The following is a 25,050-nucleotide window of genomic DNA, read 5'->3' as shown; positions in this document are numbered from 1 at the left end:
AAAATTTTTAGTTTTGTGATTGTGATTAATTATGATTGAATATATCCCAGGTTTAGCAGGCGTTCCAGCAACAGAATCCTCTATTTCTTCAATTGATGGCAAAAACGGTATTTTGGCGTATCGTGGTTATTCGATTGAGGATTTGGTGAAATACGCATCGTTTGAAGAAGTGGCAATGTTGCTTAGAGATGGTGAATTGCCAAGTGCTGATGCTTTATATGATTTTAAAGAGGCATTGCATCAGCGTTATGAAGTTAAGCGTGGTATTCGTGAAATGATGTGGGCATTGCCGGCGAATGGGCATCCGATGGATGTTTTACAAACAGCAATTGCATCAATGGCGACTTTTTATCCTGATGCGGGTGCGCAGGATCCAAATTCAGCTTATACGCAGAGCGCACTTACAAAAATTATTGCCAATATGAGTACGCTGGTGGCAATGTGGGCGCGTATTTCAACAGGCTATGATCCGATTCCACCGAGTAAGGAAATGTCATATGCTAAAAACTTCTTAGCCATGTCATTTGATGAAGAACCAGACGATGATATTGTTAAATTATTTGATGCTTGTTTGATTTTGCACGCTGAACACACGATTAATGCCAGTACTTTCTCGGCAATGGTAACCGCTTCTACACTTGCCAACCCGTTTTCCTCGGTATCAGCAGCGGTTGGCACTTTGGCGGGTTCTTTGCATGGTGGTGCCAATGAAGATGTTTTAAATATGTTGGATGAGATTGGTGATGCTAAAAATGTTCGTGCCTATATCAAAAATCGCCTCAAAAATAAAGAAGTAATTTGGGGGTTGGGACATAGAGAGTATAGTGTTAAAGATCCTCGTGCCACAATTTTACAAGGCATGATTGAAGCTTATATTAAGAAGAGTAATATGGTGCTTTCTAAACGCTTTGAAACAGCACTAGAGGTAGAGCGCGTTTGTGAAGAACTACTTGGCGCTAAAGGCGTTTATCCGAATGTTGACTTCTATTCAGGTATTTTATATTCTGAGATTTTCAAAATTCCACGCAAGCATTTTACCCCGATTTTTGCAATGGCACGCTCGAGTGGTTGGGTTGCACATTGGCATGAACAGGTTGGGCATAACCGAATTTTCAGACCAACACAGATTTACACGGGTGCAGATTTCAGGAAGTACCCTAAAAAATAATCACATCAAGGACTCTTATGGAAAACACGACACATTTTGGCTTTAAAGATGTTGCTACGCAAGACAAACAAGGCATGGTGCGTAGTGTTTTTGACTCAGTCGCTAATAAATATGACTTGATGAATGATGTACTATCATTTGGTGCGCATCGACTCTGGAAGCATTACACCATTGCCACTTCAAATGTCAAAGCAGGTGATAAAGTCTTAGATATTGCTGGCGGTACGGGAGATTTAGCACGCGCCTTTGCGATGAAAGTGGGTGATACAGGTCAAGTTGTACTTTCTGATATTAACGCTGCGATGTTGGGTGAAGGGCGTAAAAACTTAATCAACAGAGGTGTTCCGGGCGTGGCGTTCGTGCAGTTGAGCGGCGAGCAAATACCATTTTCAGACAACACTTTTGATTGCGTATCGATTGCTTTTGGTTTGCGCAATGTAACGGACAAAGATCGGTGCATTGGTGAGATGTATCGTGTTTTAAAGCCAGGTGGTTGTCTGCTAATCTTAGAATTTTCTAAAACAGACATTGCCTTATTGGAAAAATTCTACGACTTCTATTCGTTTAATGTGATGCCACAGCTTGGTAAAATCATTGCTAATGATGAAGAGTCTTATCAATATTTAGCTGAGTCTATTCGCAAACACCCTGACCAAGAAACACTAAAGCAAATGGTGTTAGATGCGGGATTCGGTACTTGTGAATATCACAATCTCTCCGGTGGAATCGTAGCATTACATAAAGGTATTAAGGTCTAAAACCTTATGCAGTCTATGATTTTACAGAGTGCGCTAAACCATTTGCTTGAAGCGCATCAAATTGATATCCGTCCATTAGACGGCAAAACCGTGTATTTTTCTTTGCAAGATTTACCGATAGCGGTTAATTTTATTTGCACTAACGATCGTATTTTCGTGACTACTGACGCCACTATTAACGCTGATGTTGACATCAAACTTAAGTCCAATGTATTTTTGAAATTAATTCAAGGCGAGGATTTGACTGAGTTGTTAAGACAAGATAAAATCATGATTCATGGTGATGTTAAAACAGCGCAATTATTGGTTGATTTATTACAACAAGTTGAGTTTGATTTTGAAGAAGCGTTGTCTAAATTCACAGGTGATATTGTTGCGCACCAAGTAGGTAAAATCGCAAAAAAATTCAAATCATCTGATAACTCTTTGGCATCTATTAAGGATAAAATTACTAATTTCCTTATTACACCAAAACGGTTTCACTGATGCGCAATTTGGCTCGATTTATTGCTATTATGCGTATTTTGATGCGCTATCGAATAGACGCTTTGATATTGTCAGCATCTTTTTTAAAGCGTTTTAAGCCACTGCTATATCTGACACCTTGGCATTATATTCCCAGAAAAAAATTTACTAGAGGCGAGCGCATTCGTTTGGCGCTTGAAGCATTAGGGCCAATTTTTATTAAGTTTGGGCAAACGCTATCTACGCGCCGTGACTTACTACCTGAAGATATTGGCAATGAGCTTGCTAAGTTGCAAGACGCCTGCCCTGCCTTTGATAGCATGCAAGCAAAAGCAATGATTGAAGCATCATTGGACGGCAGTACAGAGCAATTATTTAGCAAGTTTGATATTGAGCCATTGGCAAGTGCTTCTATTGCACAGGTGCACACTGCCGTTACTCATCAAGGTGACGAAGTGGTGGTTAAAATTGTGCGACCTGATATTGAGAAAATTATTAAGCGTGATATTGCACTGATGTACATCTTTGCAAAATTCATTGGCAAGTATCCGATTAGTAAAAAAGTACGCCCAACTGAGATTGTTGCTGAGTTTGAAGGCATTATCTTAAATGAACTCAATATGTTGAGAGAGGCGAAAAACGCCACACAATTGCGAGAAAATTTTCAAGATTCTGATTTGTTGTATGTGCCTAAGGTGCATTGGGATTTGTGTAGTGAGGAAGTGCTGACGACTGAGCGTATTTATGGCACGCCAGTGGGTGATATTGCTCAACTAAAGGCAGATGGTGTTGACCTTAAAAGGTTGGCAGAAGAAGGCGTGATTATTTTCTTCACACAAGTATTTAAGCATAATTTTTTTCACGCAGATATGCATCCTGGTAATATTTTTGTTGGCCTAGAAGGTCGTTATATTGGCGTTGATTTTGGCATTATGGGTGTGTTGGATGAGTCGGACAAGGATTTTTTAGCTAATATGTTTTTGGCATTTTTTAACCAAGATTATCACGGCGTTGCTAAGGCCTATATTGAATCGGGTTGGGCAAGCGCCAGTACCGATGTGCGTGCTTTTGAGCAAGCAATTGGTAGAATATGTGAGCCGATGTTTGAGAAATCTCTGGATGAAATCTCATTTGGGCAGGTGTTGTTGGACTTGATGGCTGAAGCGAAAAATTTTGATATCACTGTTCAGCCACAACTGTTGTTATTGGACAAGACATTATTAAATATTGAGGGTTTGGGTAGGCAACTTTATCCACAATTGGATTTATGGGCAACGGCAAAACCTTTTTTAGAGGATTTAGTTAAGGAAAAATACAGTATGAAAAGTGCGATTGAAAAACTTAAAGAAAAAGCACCAGAACTTTTAAAAGAAATTCCTGAATTACCAAGTTTGATATCAAACGCACTCAAGCAGATGAACAATATCAGCAATATCCAAAGTGAGCAAACCAAGGCAATTATTGACCAACTAAAAGACAATTCTAATCGACAAACTTCAGCTATTTTCTCAGGTGCTTTGCTTATTCTCTCAGGTATTTTAGCACTTAATAATTTGTTGGTTGCTGCTGGTGTTAGTGTCGTAGTCGCTTTAGTGTTCTGGGTTAAGTCTAGATAATGACTTTTCCTATACGTTTTCGGGTAAAATTACACGCTTGATATGTTTGGTCGCAAAATATATCATCTGATAACACTCTATCAAGAGTGTTTTTTACTTTTTAAAAAAGGATAAGAAAAATGAGTATTACAATTAACGCTATAATGCGCAAAGATCAGGGGAAAGGTGCGAGCCGCCGCCTGCGTCATCAAGAACAAGTTCCTGCCATTGTTTACGGTGCAGGTAAAGAGCCAAGCGCAATTACGCTAAATGTCCACGAAATAGGACATCTTTTAGAAAACGAAGAAGCCTATACTTCAGTGCTAGATTTGGCGATTGATACAAAAGTTGAGTCGGTTATTATTAAAGACCTGCAGCGTCATCCAGCTAAAAATCTTGTTACCCATGTAGACTTCTTGCGTGTTGATATGAAGAAAGAGATTACTACCAGTATTCCATTGCACTTTATGGGTGAGGAAGACAACGAGGCAATGCGTCTTGGTGCGATTCTTAACCAATTTGTTACTGCGATTGAGGTTTCTTGTTTGCCGGCAAACTTGCCACATACTATTGAAGTTGATATTAGCAATCTTGCCATGGATGAGCATATCAGCTTGACAGGGTTAGTAATGCCAAAAGGCGTTACTATCACTGCATTAACACACGGCGATATTGAAGCACACGACCAAAGTGTTGTTGCTGTTCAAGAGCCTAGATTAATGGTTGAAAAAGAAGTTGTTGATAGCGAAGGTGAAGAAGTTGCCGGTGATAAAGTTGAAGGTAGTGACGACAAATCTGAAGGCGATTCAGAATAAAACCTTGATTTGCAGTTGTGACGATTAAACTGATTGTTGGCTTGGGCAACCCAGGTAAGGACTATCAGACGCATCGTCATAATGTGGGCTTTTGGTTTTGTGATGCGCTTGCGCGCTTATATACGGGTGCTTTTAAGAAAGAATCTAAGTTCTTTGGCGAAGTGGCGCAGGTTAATATTGCAGGTGTGTCTGTACGGTTACTAAAACCAAATACTTATATGAATGCTTCTGGGAAGTCAATTCAAAGTATTGCTAACTTTTATCAAATTGATGCAAAGGAAATTCTGATTGTACACGATGAACTGGATATTGACCCTGGCACAGTAAAGATTAAATTTAGTGGCGGTCATGGTGGACATAACGGACTTCGTGATACGATTAAGGCGTTAGGTAATAAGGATTTTTATCGCTTAAGAATTGGTATTGGTCATCCAGGTGATAAATCTAAGGTGGCAGATTTTGTGCTACACGCACCTAACAAATCAGAAATTAGAGTGATTGAAGATGTTTTGAGCGATTCGTTGAATGTTATTGAACAGGTTGTTAAAGACAAAGTCGAATTGGCTATGCAAACACTACACACGGAATAGAAATATGGGATTTAAATGTGGCATCGTTGGGCTACCCAATGTAGGAAAATCAACTTTATTTAATGCATTGACGCAAGCAGGCATTGAATCGGCAAACTATCCATTTTGCACCATTGAGCCAAATGTTGGCATTGTGCCGATGAACGATAAGCGTTTAGAGCAATTGGCTGAAATTGTTAGTCCCGAGAAAATCTTACCAACGACAATGGAGTTTGTGGATATTGCAGGCTTGGTTGAAGGCGCATCAAAAGGTGAAGGGTTGGGCAATCAATTTTTAACCAACATTCGTGAAACCGATGCGATTGTGCATGTGGTTCGTGCTTTTGATAACGATGATATTATCCATGTATCTGGCAAGGTATCACCATTAGACGACATTGAAATTATCAATACAGAATTAATCTTAGCAGACTTAGCCGCGGTTGAAAAACTTTACGATAGAGCGCTAAAGAATACCAAGTCGGGACAAAAAGACGGCATCCCTCTTAGAGAGTTACTAGAAAGAATTTTACCTGCGTTAGAAGAAGGAAAACCTGTTCGCGCTTTAGATTTTAATGAAGAAGAAACTAATTTGTTAAAAGGTTTTCAATTGCTGACTATCAAGCCTGTGCTTTACACAGCTAATGTTAGTGAAAATGGTTTTAATGACAATCCACACCTAGATGTTATTCGGAAATTTGCAGATGCTGAGGGTGCAGAAGTGGTTGCAATTTGTGCGAATATTGAAGCGGATATTGCCGACATGGAAGAGGATGAAAAGCAAGAATTTTTATCTGAAATGGGTCAAGATGAAGCTGGGCTTGATCGTTTGATTAAAGCAGGTTATCACTTGCTTGGCTTGCAAACTTATTTTACTGCAGGCGTGCAAGAAGTGCGTGCTTGGACGATTAATATTGGTGATAGTGCGCCACAAGCAGCAGGGAAAATTCACGGTGACTTTGAGAAGGGTTTTATTCGTGCGGAAACGGTTGCTTTTGATGATTTTATCGAATGTAGGGGTGAAAAAGGCGCAAAGGAAGCGGGGAAATTGCGTGCAGAAGGAAAGGAATATATTATGCAAGATGGCGATGTGGTACACTTCTTATTTAATGTTTAATGCTTTAGGATAACAATCAATGATAGCAAAAAAACAAACCAAAGTACTAATTATCCTAGATGGCTGGGGGCATTCAGAAGTTGAAGAGAATAACGCTATTGCCCTAGCAAAAACGCCTGTTTGGGATAGACTTAATAACAAACACCCTAACACTCTGATTCTTACTAGCGGTAAAAAAGTTGGATTACCTGGTGAGCAAATGGGTAATTCTGAAGTAGGGCATCTTAACCTTGGTGCTGGGCGTGTGGTTAAGCAGGATTTCACCCGAATTCATAATGACATTCAAGAAGGTGACTTCTTTAGAAACCCTGTCTTAAAAAATTCCCTTGAATATGCTAATGACAACAATAAGGCAGTCCACATTATGGGTTTGTTATCTGACGGTGGCGTACATTCACACGAAGAGCAAATTCATGCCATGTTGGAAATGACTAAGAAACATGATTGTAAGGAAGTCTACTTGCATATATTTTCTGATGGTCGAGACTGTGCACAAAAGAGTGCAAAAGGCTACATTCAAAAATTAGAAGAGAAAATTATTGAAGTGGGCGTGGGTGAAATTGCTAGTGTGATTGGTCGGTATTTCTCTTTGGATAGGGATAATCGCTGGGATCGCGTGCGTTCTGCTTATGAATTAATTGTCAAAGGTAAGGGCAAGTTTTTAGCGCAAAGTGCAGTTGAAGCTATTAATATGGCATATGCGCGTGGCGAAACAGATGAGTTTGTTCAGTCAAGTGTCATCAAATCGCCAACAAAAATTAATAAAGGCGATGTGATGATTTTTATGAATTATCGCGCCGACCGTGCCAGGCAAATTACTCAGGCATTAACTGATGAAAATTTTCAAGGTTTTTCGCGTGGTAATTTTGTACCCACGCAATTTATTTGCTTGACAGAATACAAAAAAGACTTTAACTTACCAGTGGCTTATCCACCTGCAAAGCTTAACAATGTGCTGGGTAAATATCTGTCTAACTTAGGCATGACACAACTTAGGATTGCTGAGACTGAAAAATATGCACATGTCACTTTCTTTTTAAATGGCGGTATTGAGCGTCCATTTTATGGAGAAGACCGCGTACTGATTCCATCGCCAGATGTAGCAACTTATGACCTGAAGCCAGAAATGAGCGCCTTTGAGTTAACGGATGATTTGGCTGAGAATATTGAAAGTCAGAAATATGATTTGATTATTTGTAACTTTGCTAATACTGATATGGTTGGGCATTCTGGGAAATTAGAGGCGACTATTAAAGCGGTTGAGGCAGTTGATAAATGCCTTGGTATCATTTATCAGTCTATATTTTCTATTGATGGAGAAATGCTAATTACTGCCGACCATGGCAACGCCGAACAAATGGTTAACCCTGAAACGGGCGAAGTGCATACCGCACATACAAATAATCCAGTGCCACTTATCTTTGTGAGTGGGCGTGAAGCAGCAATTGCCGAACCTAAAGAGGGTGCATTATCTGATGTTGCACCAACATTGCTATTAATGATGGGTGTTGAACAGCCCGATGAAATGACAGGCTCTAGTCTGCTCACATTTAAATAAATTACTTTTTAAAAACAGGAGAAAAAATGAAACAATCTAATTTTATTGCCCCGTCAATCTTGGCAGCAGACTTCGCCAAGTTGGGTGAAGAAGTTGATAATGTATTAAGCGCTGGCGCTGATATTGTGCATTTTGATGTGATGGATAATCACTATGTGCCAAACTTAACAATTGGTCCATTGGTTTGTGAAGCATTACGGAATCATGGTGTAACTGCACCGATTGATGTGCATTTAATGGTTAAACCAGTAGACAGAATTATTCCTGACTTTGTTGCTGCAGGTGCATCATATATTACTTTTCACCCAGAAGCTTCTGAGCATGTTGACAGGACGCTTGGTATGATTCAAGAGGCGGGTTGTAAAGCAGGGCTGGTGTTTAATCCAGCAACACCTTTACATGTACTAGAAAATATTATGGATAAGTTAGATATGATTTTGTTAATGTCGGTCAACCCTGGTTTTGGTGGTCAATCTTTCATTCCACACACGCTAGAAAAGTGTAAGCAAGTACGACAATTGATTGATGTGAGTGGCAAGGATATTCGCTTAGAAATTGATGGCGGTGTGAAAATTGATAATATTCGTGAAGTTGCAGCTGCAGGCGCAGATACCTTTGTTGCAGGTTCAGCCATCTTCAATACTAACGATTATAAAGCAACCATTGATGAGATGCGCGCTGAATTAGCCAAAGCTAACTAGAGCTAATTATTACTTATACCGTAAGGCTTAGGTATAATACTGCGTTTTACGATTTTTGATTTTTAAAAATCAACAGTTGAATTGGGCGTTTATTGAGCGCCCAATTTATTTTAATGTATCACACAGCTTGGCATATTAGTCAGGGTGCTCTTTGAGAAAGAAGGGTTGACTAATAGAAGTTGTGGAAGGAAAAGACAAGAGGTCTTTTTAATAACCCCGGAGAAATAATATGGCAAAGACATCCATGAAGAAAATGTTAGAGGCTGGTGTTCATTTTGGTCACCGCAGTCGTTTTTGGCACCCAAAAATGGAGCGCTACATTTATGGCACTCGTAATGGTGTGCATATCATCAACCTAGAAAAATCACTACCAATGTTTAACGATGTGCTTAATTTCGCATCAAAAACAGCAGCAGCTGGCGGCTCTATTTTGTTTGTTGGCACAAAGCGTGCAGCAAGTGACATCATGAAAGAAGAGGCAATCCGTTGTGGTATGCCATATGTGAACCACCGTTGGTTGGGTGGCATGATGACAAACTACAAAACCATCAAAGCCTCAATTAAGCGTCTAAAAGATTTAGAATTTTTAGCAGAAGAAAACTTTGCTCAATTCGGCAAAAAAGAAGCGTTAATGATGACACGCGAAATGGAAAAACTAGAGCGTAGTTTAGGCGGTATTAAAGATTTAGGCGGTATTCCTGATGTGGTGTTCGTTATTGATATCGGTCATGAGAAGAACGCCGTCAAAGAAGCACAAAAATTAAGCTTGCCACTAATCGGCATTGTGGACACTAACCACAATCCAGAAGGCATCGACTATGTGATCCCAGGTAATGACGATTCAATCAGAGCGATTGGCTTCTACGCAAGAGAAATTGCAAATGCAGTTTTAGAGGCAAAAGCTTCAATGCCAATACAACAAACTAAAAAACCAACTACCATAAAGAAAACTGTTGTTAAAGAGCCTGTGATTAAGAAAGCAGTTGTTAAAGAAGAGGCTGTTAAAGAAGAGAAAAAACCTGTTGAGAAGGAAGCGACTAAAAAACCAGTTGCTGAAAAAACAGCAAAGAAAACCAGCAAGCTCAACAAAACAGCACTAACCGCTATGAAAAAAGCAGAATTAGGGCGTTATGCACAAGAGCAAGGTGTTCAGGTTAATGCCAGCGATACTAAAGGCGTAATGATTGAGAAAATTCTTGCATAAACAATACAGATAGATTAGGAGATAGTTATGGCTATTACAGCATTAATGGTTAAAGAATTAAGAGAAAGAACAGGCGCAGGCATGATGGACTGCAAAAAAGCATTAAGTGAAACCAATGGTGATATGGAAGCAGCGATTGATTTAATGCGCACCTCAGGCGCCGCTAAGGCCGCTAAGAAGTCAGGGCGTATTGCTGCAGAAGGTTTGGTTAAAGTTAATGTTAGTACTGATGGAAAAACAGCAACTATTTTAGAGGTTAATTCTGAAACAGACTTTGTTACTAAAGGCGATGTCTTTATTGGTTTTGTTGATGCATTAGGTGAATTGGCACTTAAAACAACCCCTGCTAATATTGAAGCGTTTTTAGCGCAAACCATGGAAAATGGTGATTCATTAGAAAAAGCACGCGAAGATATCGTTGCTAGTACTGGTGAAAATGTAACCATTCGTCGTGTAGTAACTGTGAATGCAAATGATGGTGTTATCGGTGTTTATAAACACGGTGATCGTATTGCGGTATTAAGCGTATTAGAGGGTGGTGATGAAGACTTGGCAAAAGACATTGCCATGCATATTGCAGCTTCTAAGCCAGAGTGTATTTTTGAAGATGAATTATCTGCAGATATTCTTGAAAGAGAAAAAGCGATTTTTGTAGAGCAAGCAAGAGAATCTGGCAAACCAGACAACATCATTGAGAAAATGATTGGTGGTCGCATGAAGAAATTTATCAACGAAGTCACACTTTCTGGTCAAGCTTTTGTTAAAGACCCAGATACAACAGTGGGTGCATTGGTTAAATCAAAAGGCGCCACAATCAAGTCATTTGTTCGTTTTGAAGTGGGCGAGGGCATTGAGAAAAAAGAAGAAAATTTTGCTGATGAAGTAATGGCTCAGATTAAAGGTTAATTCTTCTCGTCTTGAGATTTACTATACAATTTTGGGTTCTTAAATATTAAGAGGGTTTACCATGAAAATTATTAAACTATTTGTTATACACATACTGTTGTTATCATCGTTTCAGGCATTTGCATTTTCTATTACCACGGGGGCTAATTTTTCTACGCCTGAAAACACAGCCAAGGTGATTGATCTTACCACTGATGGCGGTGTTGGTTTTTTCTCGATAAATTTTGCTATTTTGCCTGGTGAAGATGCCGACAAGTTTACCTTAGTAGGTAATGATTTAACTTTCGAAGCCACGGATTTTGAAGCCCAAAGTGATGCCACTTATCGTGTTAAGGTACGCGCCACCAGAAAGGCAACCATACAAACCGATATAGCTGAAAAAACCATCACTGTTACAGTTACCGACCTAGACGATGAAGCACCGACCAATATTCAGATCAGCAATACTAATCTTATCGCAGGTCTGCCCGCCGACACCTTGGTTGGCACCCTCAGTGCTACCGATCCAGATACTGCTACTGATGCCCTTACTTTTACCACCACCAGCACTGATTTTAAAATCGTCAATGGCAACCAACTCAAAACCAAGCGTTCCATCACTGCTATTGGTGATATGACTATCACCGTCACTGTTATCGATGGCACCCAGAGCGCCAATCAAGAATTTTCTATCAAAGTAGTCGTAGATGGGTTAGTGGTGACTGCCCAAGCTGTGCGAAAAGAAAGCAAATCTGACAGTAAACTCTTACTCTCTAAAGTCGGAAGAACATTGATGGGGCGTTTATCGCATATTCGTCATAAAAACAAGCAAAAAAGTAGTTTTAGTGCCAATGATTTTGTTAACGGCATTCAGGTCAGTTTTGCCGATAGCCAAACCAACAGCTTTATCAATCGTGTACTAAGTGCCAACGGGCTGAGTAATGTCATTCCCACCTCCAGCCGTAAGATTGAGCGTTGGGATACTTGGACGAGTGCCAAGGTGGTGATTGGTAAAAACAACGGGGAAGGGGCAAATAAGACTAAGTTTAATCTTAAATCCCTTAATATAGGTATGGACAGACGCATAGCCAAAGATAAAATTATCGGCTTTTCTCTTGGCTTAGGCAAGCAAAAGCACACTGCTACGGGCAATAATTTCTCAGGTGATATAGATACCACGCAATACATACTGTCTAGTTACGGTGCGTTAGAACTCAGTGACAAAGGCAATATTGAAGCAGTACTAGGCGTCGCCCAAGCCACGCACAAAATCAGCAATAGCAACACGCCAAGTGCCGACCAAGACAGCGATGGCTTTTTTGCCAGCATTGCTTACCGTACAGATTTACAGGCTCAGGGCGTAGACTTATCGCCTTTCATTCGCTACGATATCAGCCGTATCAAGATGAAAGCCGATGACATACTTGCCAACAGCGAGACTGCCACCGACGAGGCAATTGCTCTTGGTATTGACATCAGTAAGACAGCGAACTACCAAGATGGACAACTCACTCGCTTTGTGAGCGTGGAATACAAATCCGATATTCGTCGTGATGACAGTGATTACCGTAGCAAAAATACGGAGCAAGAAGTGAGCGTGAAACTGGGGCTGGATTATCAGAAAGACGACACCACCGCTTCTGTTAGTTATGAGCGTATTCAATCTACCAATAATAAAGCGCATAGTAATGGTATTGAAGGTGCTGTTCGATGGAAGTTTTAATGAGCCTATAAAAAAGGACGCCTAAAAAACCCCAGCATAAATTAACCAACAAGCCTGAATGTATTTCTGCAGATATTCTTGAAAGAGAAAAGTTGCTATAATAATGTCGTTTGTTTGCTTTGAAATGGGCGAGGGTATTGAGAAAAAGGAAGAGAATTTTGCTGATAAAGTAATGGCTCAGGTTAAAGACTAATCTTTTTTGCTTTGTATTTTTGTTAAGCAAGACACCATCATCCCTAAGTTATCACTAGACTCTTGTCGGTATTCGTCGCTCCGGTTAGATTGTCGGCAATAGCCTTAAGATTACTCGCTGGCAATTTTTCTAATGAGGGGTATTTAGCGTTTGCCAAGTGATCAGTGTATTTCCCTGTTTTAAAAGCCCTAGGTCATATCAAGTTTAGCAACTGCGCTAGCATCGGAGGTTTTATTGGCTTGTAAAATCTTCTTAGTTTTTCTGCTACTTCTTGGGCTTTTGCAGGGTTTGATGTAGGAGTCTAAAATTACACAACAAAAAAAACTTACACAATTATCTATTTTTAAGGTAAAAATACATATGGGGAGCGGATCATAATGCTTTATAAAAAAGTAGTTAGTTTTATACAATATAAAGTACATTTTATTTTTAATACAGAACTAGAGAATATCTAGGATCCATGCTGATGGACAAAGTGTAAAAAACATTTTGCCAATTATGCGCTGTTACTTAGAAACAGCGAAGTAAAATAATTATTAAGGGGATTTTCTATGAAAACTATAAAACTATTTATTATAAGTGTACTGTTGTTGTCATCATTCCAAGCGTTGGCTGGTCGTTATACGAGTTACCTGAACGTGTATGAGAATGAGAATGCAACATTCGCTTCTAAGTGGCGTATTGATAGCATATCATTTTTCGAAAGTAATATTGATGCAGATCAATTTATAATAAAGCCGAGTGGAATAACATTGAAGAAACAAAATTATGAGGCTCTTGAAAATAAAACAATTCGTCTTGAAACTCGCATGAAGTTTACTGGTCAAGACAATATGTCTGCTGTTATATTGATATACACAATTTTGGATGTAGCTGAAGCACCTAAAAATATTCAACTCAGTAATAAAACTATTGAAGATGGTAGCGCCAGTGGTACCGTGATTGGTACAGTGACTGCCACTGATGAGGATGCCGGTACCGACAGCACAAAACTTAGTTACCATCTCGAAGGTAGCACTAGTAACAAAGATTTTTCAATCAATTCAAAGGGTGAGTTAAGCATTAAGGCAAAGGTTGATAAAAAACAAAAAGGCGATTATTATTTTTCGGTTTCTGTCTCTGATCCACAAGGTAACAAATCTAAAAATAAAGATTTTCATATAACAGTAACTGACGCAATTCCTAAGTTTGCCATTACTACAGTTGATGTTTCTACGCCAGAAAAAGTAGCTAAAGTAATTGATCTTACTGCCAACAAAGATAATGTAAGTTTTGTTATTGGCAGTGGTTCAGATCGGGATAAATTTAGCCTTCCTGAGGGCAGTAACAAACTTACCTTTGCTGCCACCGACTTTGAAGTCGGAAGCGATAACACCTACTCGGTGGTAATTATTGCCAGTAAAACAGGCGAAGCCCATATCGCTAAAACCATTACTGTAACCGTACTTGAACTTGATAGGACATTATCAAGAGAGAATGTCTATCGTATTACCACAGCTGATGCTTTTTCTACGCCTGAAAACACAGCCAAGGTGATTGATCTTACCACTAATGGCAATAATAGCGATAGTGGTTTTATCTCGATAGATTTTGCTATTTTGCCTGGTGCAGATGCCAATAAGTTTACCTTAGCAGGTAATAAATTAACTTTCAAAGCCACGGATTTTGAAGCCCGAAGTGATGTCGCTTATCGTGTTAAGGTACAAGCCATCAGAACGGTACGTTTTGGGGTCCTCACCTCCATCATAACAGCTGAAAAAACCATCACTGTTACAGTTACCGACCTAGACGATGAAGCACCGACCAATATCCAGATCAGCAATACTAACCTTCTCAAAGGTCAGCCCGCCGGCACCGTGGTTGGCACCCTTAGTGCTACCGATATAGATACTGCTGCTGATGCCCTCACTTTTACCATCACCAACAACGCTGATTTTGAAATCGTCAACCGTAACCAACTCAAAACCAAGCGTCCCATCGCTGCTATTGGTGATATGACTATCACCGTCACTGTTAGCGATGGTGTCCAACACACCAGGAAAGACTTTACTATCAAAGTTATAGCTTTAGAAGATGAAGGGGAACTTGTCATTACTACGACTGATGTTGCTACGCCAGAAAATGCAGATAAAGTGATTGTGCTTACTGTCAACAGAAGTGATGTAAGTTTTGCTATTACCGGTGGTGCAGATAAGGCTAAATTTAGCCTTAGTGGCAACACACTTACCTTTGCTGCCACCGACTTTGAAGCCAGAAGCGATCATACCTACTCGGTGATAATTACTGCCAGTGAAGCAGGTAAATCCTCCGTTAGCAAAACCATTACTGTTACGGTTACCGACCTAAACGATGTTGCCCCAACCAATATCCAGATCAGCAATACTAACCTTCTCAAAGGTCAGCCCGCCGGCACCGTGGTTGGCACCCTTAGTGCTACCGATATAGATACTGCTGCTGATGCCCTCACTTTTACCATCACCAACAACGCTGATTTTGAAATCGTCAACCGTAACCAACTCAAAACCAAGCGTCCCATCGCTGCTATTGGTGATATGACTATCACCGTCACTGTTAGCGATGGTGTCCAACACACCAGGAAAGACTTTACTATCAAAGTTATAGCTTTAGAAGATGAAGGGGAACTTGTCATTACTACGACTGATGTTGCTACGCCAGAAAATGCAGATAAAGTGATTGTGCTTACTGTCAACAGAAGTGATGTAAGTTTTGCTATTACCGGTGGTGCAGATAAGGCTAAATTTAGCCTTAGTGGCAACACACTTACCTTTGCTGCCACCGACTTTGAAGCCAGAAGCGATCACACCTACTCGGTGGTAGTTACTGCCAAAGCAGGCGAAGACTCCGTCAGCAGAACCATCGCTGTTACGGTTACCGACCTAAATGATGAAGCCCCGACCAATATCCAGATCAGCAATACTAATCTTATCGCAGGTCTGCCCGCCGACACCTTGGTTGGCACCCTTAGTGCTACCGATCTAGATACTGCTACTGATGCCCTTACTTTTACCACCACCAGTACTGATTTTAAAATCGTCAATGGCAACCAACTCAAAACCAAGCGTTCCATCACTGCTATTGGCGATATGACTATCACCGTCACTGTTAGCGATGGCATCCAGAGCGTCAATCAAGAATTTTCTATCAAAGTTACAGAAGAAACAAAAGAGCTTGTCATTACCACAGCTAATGTTTCTACGCCAGAAAATGTAGCCAAAGTAATTACACTTACTGCCAGCCAAAGGGGTGTAAATTTTTCTATTACTGGTGGCAGAAATCAGGCTAAATTCAGCCTTAGTGGCAACACACTTACCTTTGAAGCCACCAGCTTTAAAAATCCTGGTGATAACACTTATCAGGTTAATATCAAAGCCACCAAGGGTAATGATACGACTGAAAAAACCCTCACTGTAACCGTAGAAGCGTCTACAAGGGCTGGTGTCGGCGCTTCTAGGGCGGTGGCTATCAGAATGGCTGCCCAAGCTGTGCGTAAAGAAAGCAAAACTGCCAGTAAAGTCTTACTCTTTAAAGTCGGAAAAACATTGATGGGGCGCTTATCGCATATTCGTCATAAAGACAAACAAAAGAGCAGCTCTAGTGCCAATGGTTTTGTTAGCGGTATTCAGGTCAGTTTTGCCGATAGTCAAACCAACAGCCTTATCAACCATGTACTAAGTGCCAACGGGCTAAGTAATGTCATCCCCACCTCCAGCCGTAAGATTGAGCGTTGGGATACTTGGACGAGTGCCAAGGTGGTGATTGGTAAAAGCAACGGGACAGGGGCAGATAAGACTAAGTTTAATCTTAAATCCCTCAATATGGGTATGGACAGACGCATAGCCAAAGATAAAATTATTGGCTTTGCCCTTAGCTTAGGCAAGCAAGATCGCACTGCCACGGGCAATGATTTCTCAGGCGATGTGGATACCACGCAATACACATTGTCTAGTTACGGCGCATTAGAACTCAATGACAAAGGCAGTATTGAGGCAGTACTAGGCGTCGCCCAAGCCACGCACAAAGTCAACAATGCATCAAGTGCCGACCAAGACAGCGATGGCTTTTTTGCCAGCATTGCTTACCGTGTGGATTTACAGACCAAGGGCGTAGAGCTTTCGCCTTTTATTCGTTACGACATCAGTCGTATTAAGATGAAGGCGAGTGATGTACTTACCAACAGCGAGACTGTCACTAATGAGGCAATTGCCCTTGGTATTGAGATTAATAAGCAAGTGAACTATCGAGATGGACAACTCAATCGCTTTGTTAGTGTGGAATACAAATCCGATATTCGTCGTGATACTAGCGATTACCTTAGCAAAAATGCCGAGCAAGAAGTGAGCGTAAAACTGGGGCTGGATTATCAAAAAGACAACACCAGTGCTTCTGTTAGTTATGAGCGCATTCAATCTACCAATAATAAAGCGCATAGTGATGGTATTGAAGGTGCTATTCAATGGAAGTTTTAATGTGAGTTTATAAAAAAGGCCAGCCAAAATTCCCAGTACAATTTATAAAGCCCATAAAATATATTGGGTTAATGCAGGGGGCTTTTTTTTGGTGTTATGCAGGAGTCTTATTATAGGTATCATTAGCCAACTAAAAAAAAGTTGCACTTAGAATTTGAATTTAGGTTTATTTATTAGGAATTAATGTATGCAAACAATCAAAGTATCAACAATCGGTTTACTGATTTACTTATTATCTAGTGTTAATATACTAGCAACGCCGCCTGATGCTTTTTCTACTCAGTCAGATTCCTTGTCCAATTTAACGAATCCTAATCTGAATGCCAACCTCCTGAATGCCAACCTCAATCAATCTAATTCCTCAAAGCCCCTTGTTTTTGCCCCTGATTCCAAGGTAACACCAAGCGAAAACCCTGATGTTCTAAAAGCCTCCGAAATGTTTGTAGATGAAGTTTTTAGCAAAACTACCTTATTTTTGGAGTTTGTTAAACATCTGCGTATATCGCTAACATTAAACGACAATCTTCAAACACTTCAAAGCTTCTTAACCAGTAAATGTAGCCTTTGCAAGGTAAAAACAGTCGCTACTGAGTTTGAAAAAAGAAAGGCTAACAATTTATTTTTCTGGGTTGGAAGATACCCCACTAATTTAACATACGACAATGGCAAAAAATCAATAAAAATTTACATAACAAATGCAGCCGAATCCATAAATGGCAAGGTAACCGACCGATCTGTTTTTATCAATGGAACACCAGTTTACAATGTAACCTTTAAAGATAGACGGATGACTTGGGATTACGACACTGATTCATTACAACCTAATCAGTCTAAAGGCGACATTGTTTTTATGGGGGTTTTTGCCAATGTATATATTGGTAGTAAGTTTTCTGGCACGCTAGAGATTAAGAGTAATATTACAGGGAAGAAAGAAAGCTATAAAATAACCGGATTTTCTCGTATTCTAACACCAAAATCTAAGGCTGATAAAGACAAGACTGACAAAAACAAAGACGGATTCGGCAAAGACAAAGGCGGATCTGATAAAAACAAAGGTGACTCCGACAAAGACAAAGACGGATCTGATAAAAACAAAGGTGACTCCGACAAAGACAAAGGCGGATCTGATAAAAACAAAGGCGGCTCCGACAAAGACCAAGACGGATCTGACAAAGATACTGTCAATCCCCATAATTACCACAGAGAAATGTCAGTTGGTTTTGCTAAGTATAAAACCAAAATGTTTGGTGATCAGCTATGGACTGTTGAGAACATGCTTCATTACCCAAGTGTTGCCCACATAAAAAATGTTCATGCCGAAAATGAGGATCTCAAGTTTTATAATTGGAAAGGGGCTATGAACGCCGAATCCAAATCAGGATCACAAGGAATATGTGCCTCTGGCTGGCACATCCCATCAGATGCAGATTGGAAAAAATTAGAAGGCCATCTTGGCATGAGTCAAGCCCTTCAAAACAAAGATAATGCGTATCGAGGCAGAAAACAAGCCGAAATACTTCATGAAAGTGACTTTAATGCTAAATTGCTAGGTTTTTACCAAGACGATAAAATGAAGAAAGTAGGAGAGGAGGCTTATTTTGTTAGCTCTAGTAGCTCTAGTAGCACCAAAAATGACAAACACTTTATTGCCCGTAAAATAGCACCTGTACCAATAGATGCTATGCGTTTTGTGTTAATTAAACAATCACTTCCAGGTGCATTATCAATAGGTGAAGTAGAAGTAATTAGTGATGGTGTAAATGTTGCATTACACAAGACGGTAAAAAGTTTCACTAACACTTGGAGTGATAGTGAAAACAATTCGGTTAATATTGTTAATGACACCAAGCTTGGTTTCAGCGCTGATCCGAGTGCATTATTGACAGGTAAGGTAGGAGTAATCAGTAATGGCGTAGATGTTGCATCACACAAGACGGCAAAAAGTTCCACTGGCGGCAGTACTTGGACTGATAGTAAAAACGATCCAGCTGATATTGTTGATGGCACCGATCTTGGTTTCAGTGCTAAGAGCCCTTCAGGCAATGGATGGGTGTTGATTGATTTAGGTTCGGAATATATCATTGACAGTATCAAGATCCGAGACTTAACAACAGGAAAACTTGTTAAACCCGCCATAGGTTTGGTTGTTTTTCTTTCTAAAAATTCAATGAATACCTCTCAAACACTGCAACAGCTTAGAGACGATGCTGACATTAATATTGTTGGAATTACTGCCATACAGTTTTCTAACGAGAAGGAGCATGAATTTTTACTGAGCAGAACAGAGTTGGATTTATGGCGTGGTGATATGCTTAAAACAATAGATGTCAGTGTGCGTTGTCTTCAAGATAACACTGCACCAGAAATAGCACCCAGCACAGTCGAAAACAACATTATTGTTGGTAGGCCAATGAAGCCAATTGAATTTATTAATTATGCCTCAGGCGGTGTTGATCAATGGTCAATCCTTCCTTCATTTCCACTTCCTAAAGGGTTGGTGTTTGACAATCAAAAAGGAATTATTTCAGGTACGCCTACTAAGGTTCAAAGCAGAAATATATATATGGTTTCTGCTAGCAACAGCCAAGGGTCAACGAATGTTGCTGTCTATATTACAGTTTTACCAGTATTGGTTGATAGCATTAAAATATCAGGCGCTAAAAGTGTCTTAGCAATTGGTGAAAGCATGCAACTTCATGTAGCGATTAGTCCTAACGATGCAACCGACAAAACTTTGTCGTGGGAGGTTGATGACAAACTAAGTGTTGACCAAGCAACAGGCAAAATTACTGCCATCAAAGATGGCGTATCCACTGTCAGAGCTATCGCACTTAATGGCACTGCGGTAGATGAGTTTGAAATACTTGTTGTTCCTACCATTGTTTTTGATAATAAATCTTATAAAGAGATATTGTCTAAAAAAACAGGCAGGTCTTGGCTAGATAGAAACTTAGGTGCATCTGAGGCTTGTAAAACTAGGACAGATTCAAATTGTTATGGTGATTTTTATCAATGGGGCAGAGGTAGAGATGGGCACCAAATTGCAGGTTCAAAAACGAGTTCAGAATTAGCAAGCAGTATCACCCCTAATAATGCAAAATTTATAACTAATATGCCCGCTGTCGTAACTGACTGGACAACAGCACTTGTTGACCATCAAGGCGACAACAGAAAAGTTGCTTGGATCGATAAAGGTGTTAATGATATTTGTCCGAAAGGTTATAGCGTACCAACCTCTAAGGAATTAAGTAATGAAGGCGGGGGCAGCACCTCAGTATTTAATGGAATGTTGCCGTTAAGTGGTTATCGTGATGTTGATGGAATATTAGAGGAAGCAAATAAAAAGGGTTCTTATTGGACAAGATCTATTGACAGTAAGAACCACAGATCTACTGCACTTGTATTTGGAGCAGATGGCGCACAATATTTTTTAAATGAAGGGCGTGCCAGAGGTTACCAAGTGCGTTGCATAAAAGATACTGTTGGCCCTCCTATTATTAAATCTAATATTGATGTGTTAAGTGCTTCTTTTGGCGAAGAGATTACCCCAATTACATTCGTTAATTTTGGTGCCCATGTCACTAGGTGGTCAATTGATGGACTTCCTGCTGGATTAAAAATGAACTATACAACTGGCGTAATTTCAGGTGTGCCGACCAAAGTACAGCCAAAAGCTCTCTATACCGTTACTGCTTCTAATGATTTGGGCACAAGTTCAGCAGTGATTTCTATCAGCGTAAAGTCTGTTGCCGTGCCTGTTACCAGTATTCAGATAAATCATGACATTCAGCGATTAAGCGATACAAATGTTCTTGAAGTAGGTAAAGTTGCTCAGGTTAGTGTTGCACTTACCCCTAGCAACGCTACTATTCAAAAGGTTTCATGGTCGCTAAATTCTAAAAATGCAACCATTCACATTTCAAAAGAGGGCGTCACAACACTTAAAGGTGTTAGTGAGGGCACAGTAGTGTTGAGTGCAACTTCATTAGATGGGAACAATGTTGTTGCTAGTTTGACTATTCAAGTGGTTGCCAAGGTTTTTAATGGCAAGATTTATAACACGGTTACCTCTCCAACAACAGGGCGAGTTTGGCTAGATAGAAATTTGGATGCTGATATGGTTTGTGAAAATGCCACAGACCCATTGTGTCTTGGTGGCTTGTATCAGTTTGGGCGTTTTACTGATGGGCATCAAAAGCGCTCTAATCATAATCTTGGTAAAAGTCTATCAAAATCGATAACCCCATCTAACGATACACTTTATGGAAAATCCTCATCCCAACAAGTAGATTATGGATCTGGATCAGGAATGGCCATAAGAGCTAGATTTCAATCTAAATTGTTTTATGATTGGACGAGTACTGACACTTATGGATTTAAACGCACTGATAGGTATTATAGTGGCGTCTGCCCAGCTGGTTTTTCTGTCCCTAGTAAGCAGGAGTTTATAGATGAAAAAATAGGGTTAAAGACGACTACTTTCAACAACTCTTTAAAATTGCCTTTAACAGGTATGCGTAAAAGAGTGATAAGTATTGATAAAGATATATATATTGTAGAAACCAATTCTGGTCGGTATTGGACTAGAAGTCGTATTGCTTCTCCTAGGCCCGAGTATAAAACGGTAATTACTCATCCTTGGTATTACTTTGGATTTTCTAAAAGTACAAGAGTGCATGTAGAAATAGGACTTAGAGCAAACAGTTTAGTTTTTAATAGTGTAGCAGGTTCGGTCAGCTTTAAAGATGATCTTCCAAATCTTGGTCTTGCTCTGCGTTGTATAAAATCTGAACCGGCGCCTACTACCCCCGATTGGAATACAGTTTGGAATACAGTTTGGGATTTCTGGAAAACTATTTTCGGGTCTCCTAAAACATAATGAGTATAAAAATGCTTATTTTATAAACCTTAAGACAGATATAAGTAGTTAATAAGACAATTTTTTTTGAAAATGGCATAAGCACAAAATACATTTTCACCCTTAAAAAACAAGAGTCTATTTTTTTAATTTTAAAGAGAGTTTTTCAAAAAATGTGTTTGAAGAACATTTGGAGTATATATGAAACTAATAAAATTTAATTTTCTAACATTAATTTTGAGTGCCTTAATAACATTTAATATCAATGCTGCAGGATCTTTATGCACCCCAGATAACGATGAATTTGATGACCGCATAACGAATCAAGATAGCACCAACCCAGAACTCCAGACAGAAGATATCCCTACAACAGATGAGATTGGTACCACTGCTTCTGAGAATATTGCTAGCACTGCAGCAGAGACAACTGGGGCTTTAGAGGCGCCAATAATGGACACGGCTATGCTGACTGCAGAAGTAGCAGTAGAAGTTATCGGGGTTATCGGTGTAGTTGTAGCAGTAGGAATGGTAATTTATCACATTGTAACGGTTTTTGAAGATCCCAATGCAACAACCGCAGATAAAATAGCATCTTTTTATAATTGGACATTACCATTTAATATAATTGCTGATTTTGGACCTTCTCCAACAGACAGAGAAGAGGAAAAATTGAATAAAATATTAAAAACTGTTAATGGTGGTTATATATATGAATCCCCTAAGGCAGAGGTTCAAGATATGACTAAATTTGCATCAAAAGTTCATGACCTTCTGATCTCAGGAATGAACAATACAGAAGGTTTAGAAAAAATTTATTCCGAACATGGACGGGATTTGTTTGTCACCTACAGGAAGCAATATTTTACATCTGTTAAAAAATTACAAGCATTATTGACAAAAGTATATTCAGCCCAATGGATGAAAGGCTCTCCAAAGTTTGTTGCTTTAGAGGAGTTCTTGGATCACTCAATTAAAGGGATGATAACTACACCACCCAGTATTTTGTCTAATTCAACACTTGAATTATGTGGCATTAATACTGATAGTAACCATGTTTTATCCTTTAAAGATATGAATCCCGGGCAAATAAAAGGATGTTTAGGTAATATTTTTTATGACTATAAAACGCATTTTAGTGCCTATAAACTAGAGGATTCAATTACAATCAAATCACCAGATACTTCATCTAAAAAACCTCCTTATACAGAAACCGATAAAAATTACCCTTTTTCTGAGTTTTTAGGCAGTTATGTAAAAACTTATAATTTCTTCTTAAGCAATATGAAGATTTCTTATGCCAATGCTTTTTATAAGCAAAGAAAACAAGGGAGAGAGAAAATATGTCGTTCAGCAAAAGATTTTGCAGAAAAATTTCTAGTAAAAGCAAAACAACAAGCACGCAAAGCGACAGAAAAAATGTTTAGAGAGCGGTATAATCTTAACAATCAAGGGCAAAACATGAATGCCCTTTGCTGGGACAAATCAGGTTATACAGGTCATAACTATCCTGTTTATGATTGTGTTGTTGTTCCTTACCACCCAAACAAAGATATGGTTCTTATTAATATCCTTAAAAGCATAGATACTTTACCCCCTTTGATAGATACTCAAATAGAAGAATGTCTTGCTGGAAAAAGCGACGATTATGTAGCATTTGCCAAATTCTTAAACAGAGATCCTATTTCTCCGCTTCTTGATATATCAAATACTGCTCAATCGTTTACCAGCATACTTCTTGGTGTCAAGTCAAATCTTTTGTTTTCTGTTAGGAAAAAGGCGAAAGCGTTTAATGAGAGTAATAAGAAATAGTTTTTATAGGGTGCTCCAGAAATCCTAGTGCGATTTAGAGGAATACATAAATTGTGTTGGGTTTTTTAGAGCGCTCTATAGATGTTAAGTTTGTTTAATTTATAATTGGAAAAAATGAAAATAATAAAATTGTATGCTTTAGGTTTGTTGCTGATCAGTAGTTTTAATGTGCTAGGAGTTACTTGTAATATTATTGATCTCAGCATTTTTAGCCAAGATGGGAAGACATCATCACGAATACCCTCCTATCCTGTCAGTTCATCAGTTTTTTCGTATATACCTGAAAGTAATACTGCAACCTGTAAATGTAGATCAGGGTATGAGTTTAGCCCCTCTATCCCTACGGGAAAAATAGTAGACCCTCCAGATCATGATACTAGTCATAATGGTTTTGCCGAGCCATTTCCAAGTTTAGCAAAAAAAGACCCAGAATTTCGGTTGCAGTGCGTCATATCAAAAGACGACACAAAACTATCGGTAGCTGAATGGGCAATACCTGTTAGCGTGCTTTCTGTAGTGGCTATTGGTACACCGATTGGCTATTTTGTATTTAAAAGATTTAAAAGAGATCCATCGGGCAACACTTCAAATACAGATACAATCGAAATGAATGAAGATGGATATCTTGCTCCCGCCAACTCAAACCCACATGTAATCGAAGTGAATGAAGATGGATATCTTGCTCCCATTAACCCAAACACAGGAACAATTGAAACATCCATGGATGGTGGGTACCTAACTCCTGATGAAATGAATTTTGGGGCTAACAATTATATCACTCCTATTACCAATACAGATCCTCAGGTGGATTTAGATAATGTGACAATTGATTCAAGTTCTACAGACAGTGAATATTTTTCAGCAGACGACTCTGATCCAAGATATATAGATGCGGTTCATACTCAACCTGAACTAGAAGATCAAGTGGGAAGTGTTGAGGAGACTATCGGGGATGCTATCGAGGAAAGTCCTTATTCTGGAACCAGTGATAGACATCTTTACGCCGACATTAATGAACAGGATATGGTGCCTGATAGTGAGATAGCTGGTGGATCGGGGGATTTATCAAGTGCTACCGCCGATGCTAGAATAAGAACTGTATCCCCTGATGTAGAAGGAGAATATAATGAGATTGCAAATAATGT

The 25,050-nt window shown here is 39.4% G+C and carries 16 protein-coding genes; all 16 read left to right on the top strand.

Annotation, left to right across the window (positions count from 1 at the left end):
* Nucleotides 1-31: 31 nt before the first annotated feature.
* Nucleotides 32-1,168, top strand: a complete 1,137-nt coding sequence (locus BHECKSOX2_RS00330; RefSeq protein WP_090716331.1) for a citrate synthase — start codon at nucleotides 32-34, stop codon at nucleotides 1,166-1,168.
* A gap of 17 nt (nucleotides 1,169-1,185) precedes the next feature.
* Nucleotides 1,186-1,926, top strand: coding sequence for a bifunctional demethylmenaquinone methyltransferase/2-methoxy-6-polyprenyl-1,4-benzoquinol methylase UbiE (gene ubiE, locus BHECKSOX2_RS00325; RefSeq protein ID WP_139681989.1), 741 nt, complete (start codon nucleotides 1,186-1,188; stop codon nucleotides 1,924-1,926).
* A 6-nt stretch (nucleotides 1,927-1,932) separates the two neighbouring features.
* Nucleotides 1,933-2,412, top strand: coding sequence for a ubiquinone biosynthesis accessory factor UbiJ (locus tag BHECKSOX2_RS00320; RefSeq protein WP_090716326.1), 480 nt, complete (start codon nucleotides 1,933-1,935; stop codon nucleotides 2,410-2,412).
* Complete coding sequence (ubiB, locus tag BHECKSOX2_RS00315; protein ID WP_139681988.1) at nucleotides 2,412-4,007, top strand: ubiquinone biosynthesis regulatory protein kinase UbiB; 1,596 nt, start codon at nucleotides 2,412-2,414, stop codon at nucleotides 4,005-4,007. The genes BHECKSOX2_RS00320 and ubiB overlap by 1 nt, the downstream gene beginning before the upstream one ends.
* Before the next feature lie 119 nt (nucleotides 4,008-4,126).
* Nucleotides 4,127-4,801 (top strand): 50S ribosomal protein L25/general stress protein Ctc, encoded by a 675-nt coding sequence (locus BHECKSOX2_RS00310; RefSeq protein WP_139681987.1) that lies wholly within the window; start codon nucleotides 4,127-4,129, stop codon nucleotides 4,799-4,801.
* A gap of 17 nt (nucleotides 4,802-4,818) precedes the next feature.
* Complete coding sequence (gene pth / locus BHECKSOX2_RS00305; RefSeq protein WP_139681986.1) at nucleotides 4,819-5,391, top strand: aminoacyl-tRNA hydrolase; 573 nt, start codon at nucleotides 4,819-4,821, stop codon at nucleotides 5,389-5,391.
* A gap of 4 nt (nucleotides 5,392-5,395) precedes the next feature.
* On the top strand, nucleotides 5,396-6,487 hold the full coding sequence (gene ychF, locus BHECKSOX2_RS00300) for a redox-regulated ATPase YchF (RefSeq protein ID WP_139681985.1): 1,092 nt from the start codon (nucleotides 5,396-5,398) through the stop codon (nucleotides 6,485-6,487).
* Between the two features lie 19 nt (nucleotides 6,488-6,506).
* Nucleotides 6,507-8,045: a 2,3-bisphosphoglycerate-independent phosphoglycerate mutase gene (gene gpmI / locus BHECKSOX2_RS00295; RefSeq protein WP_139681984.1), complete on the top strand. Its 1,539-nt coding sequence runs from the start codon at nucleotides 6,507-6,509 to the stop codon at nucleotides 8,043-8,045.
* A gap of 26 nt (nucleotides 8,046-8,071) precedes the next feature.
* Nucleotides 8,072-8,746, top strand: coding sequence for a ribulose-phosphate 3-epimerase (gene rpe, locus BHECKSOX2_RS00290; RefSeq protein WP_139681983.1), 675 nt, complete (start codon nucleotides 8,072-8,074; stop codon nucleotides 8,744-8,746).
* Nucleotides 8,747-8,975: 229 nt separating this feature from the next.
* Nucleotides 8,976-9,950, top strand: a complete 975-nt coding sequence (gene rpsB / locus BHECKSOX2_RS00285; protein ID WP_139681982.1) for a 30S ribosomal protein S2 — start codon at nucleotides 8,976-8,978, stop codon at nucleotides 9,948-9,950.
* A 27-nt stretch (nucleotides 9,951-9,977) separates the two neighbouring features.
* Nucleotides 9,978-10,856, top strand: coding sequence for a translation elongation factor Ts (gene tsf / locus BHECKSOX2_RS00280; protein ID WP_139681981.1), 879 nt, complete (start codon nucleotides 9,978-9,980; stop codon nucleotides 10,854-10,856).
* Between the two features lie 61 nt (nucleotides 10,857-10,917).
* Complete coding sequence (locus tag BHECKSOX2_RS00275) at nucleotides 10,918-12,558, top strand: autotransporter outer membrane beta-barrel domain-containing protein (protein ID WP_139681980.1); 1,641 nt, start codon at nucleotides 10,918-10,920, stop codon at nucleotides 12,556-12,558.
* Between the two features lie 744 nt (nucleotides 12,559-13,302).
* The gene (locus BHECKSOX2_RS00265) at nucleotides 13,303-17,238 is read left to right on the top strand and encodes a cadherin domain-containing protein (protein WP_139681979.1); all 3,936 of its coding nucleotides are present in this window, start codon (nucleotides 13,303-13,305) and stop codon (nucleotides 17,236-17,238) included.
* A gap of 187 nt (nucleotides 17,239-17,425) precedes the next feature.
* A complete protein-coding gene (locus BHECKSOX2_RS00260; RefSeq protein ID WP_139681978.1) occupies nucleotides 17,426-22,117 on the top strand; it encodes an FISUMP domain-containing protein in 4,692 nt (1,563 codons plus the stop codon).
* A gap of 180 nt (nucleotides 22,118-22,297) precedes the next feature.
* Nucleotides 22,298-23,905 carry a hypothetical protein gene (locus BHECKSOX2_RS00255; RefSeq protein WP_139681977.1) on the top strand — a complete coding sequence of 536 codons (1,608 nt, stop codon included), beginning with the start codon at nucleotides 22,298-22,300 and terminating at the stop codon, nucleotides 23,903-23,905.
* 114 nt (nucleotides 23,906-24,019) lie between these two features.
* Nucleotides 24,020-25,050 (top strand): hypothetical protein (locus tag BHECKSOX2_RS00250; protein ID WP_218973219.1); only part of this gene is annotated, 1,031 nt, incomplete at its 3' end.

The organism is thiotrophic endosymbiont of Bathymodiolus puteoserpentis (Logatchev) (assembly GCF_900127505.1).
Classification (GTDB): domain Bacteria; phylum Pseudomonadota; class Gammaproteobacteria; order PS1; family Pseudothioglobaceae; genus Thiodubiliella.
This window is presented reverse-complemented; position numbering and strand designations above follow the sequence as displayed.